The organism is Hydrogenispora ethanolica (assembly GCF_004340685.1).
Classification (GTDB): Bacteria; Bacillota; UBA4882; order UBA8346; family UBA8346; genus Hydrogenispora; species Hydrogenispora ethanolica.
Map to the genome: position 1 here is coordinate 1 of NZ_SLUN01000094.1, position 1,320 is coordinate 1,320.

Sequence of the window (1,320 nt, forward strand, 5' to 3'; positions counted from 1 at the left end):
CACTACTGTCCGGTTAAGAATCGAATAGAATTAACTGTTTGTCGATAGTAGGGTCTGAAATATTGAAATTGGATTTTAAAAATACTTGATTTAACTGAGTTTTTTCAAATAAACAGACGCTAAGAATTTGTAAAACTGTATACAGACTATGATCTAACTTCAATAATTTTTTGACGATGGCAACCAGCACGTAAGCTGAAATTGCGATCCATATTTGTGTAAATACTGCATTGACTGACGTGCCATAAAAGGCCTTGATTTTGAGATGCTGTTTAATCCACTTGAAAAAGAGCTCGATTTTCCAACGGTTTTTATACAACTCCGCGATAATTTCCGGAGCCAATTCAAAATGGTTTGTCAAGTAAACAAATACCTGATTAGTCTGGGAGTCGCGGTATTTAACCCGTCTAATTCTTTCGGGATAGTCTTTTGAAACAACCGTTCCTGCCAATTTGATGATTTGATCGCATTGAACGCCTGTTGCTTTATCGACTTTGTTGGAAATGATCCGCTTGAACCGAAGGTTCTTTTTGGCCCGAATGACAAAGTACGCTTTACCCGTATGGATGGTATACAATCTTTGAAAATCAACATATCCCCGGTCTAACACATAAATGGAATTGAGTTCAAAAATGATTCGATCCAAGATGTTGACATCATGGCAGAGACCATCGGTAATCTCAATGTCTTTAGGTAATAAGGTCTTTAAGTTAAGCTGGGTATGGAGCTTGACAGCTCCTTTGTTTTTCCGGAACTTGGCCCATGGAAACAGCGAAAGACACAAATCAATCGTCGTGCTGTCCACGGCATAAACAGCGTTTTTCAATTCGAGCTTAAAATTGTCGTCGTCATGGTATAGCTTTTCAGCCCACCCAATCAAGAAATGACAGAAATCAGCGAAGATATGCCAGTCTCTTGATTCATTAGCATCAGCGATGGTGCTTCTCGCGATTTTGCTTCGTAGACCGACATGGTATAGCTTAGTCTGCATCGCATGTAAACAGGTTTCGATGTCGCGAAGGCTATCCCGATAGGTTAATTGGGCAAAACACATGACGATAAACTGTTCCCAACAGGTAAATGTCTTGACTCTATAGTTTCCTTTGTACCGAGTTACGCATTTATCAAATTCATATCGCGGTATGAATGACAGTAATTGTGCAAAAACCGTTTTCTCAATGTTCATTGATACTCCATTAGTTCTTTATTAACAGAGTATCATGAACGGAATTCAAATCGAAAAATTTTCAGATGCGTGTTTTCATCAATGGTTTCAAGGGTTCCCAAGGTTGCTTGTGTTCGTTAACCGGACAGTAGTGA

At 39.1% G+C, this 1,320-nt stretch carries 1 protein-coding gene; it reads right to left on the bottom strand.

What is annotated here, in order from left to right; genetic code table 11:
* Positions 1-13 precede the first annotated feature (13 nt).
* Positions 14-1,186, bottom strand: a complete 1,173-nt coding sequence (locus tag EDC14_RS26430) for an IS4 family transposase (RefSeq protein WP_132018429.1) — start codon at positions 1,184-1,186, stop codon at positions 14-16.
* Positions 1,187-1,320: the final 134 nt, after the last annotated feature.

Coding starts and splice junctions, on each gene's coding strand:
- EDC14_RS26430 (WP_132018429.1), bottom strand. CDS start 1,186: ATGAACATTGAGAAAACGGTTTTTGCACAATTACTGTCATTCATACCG.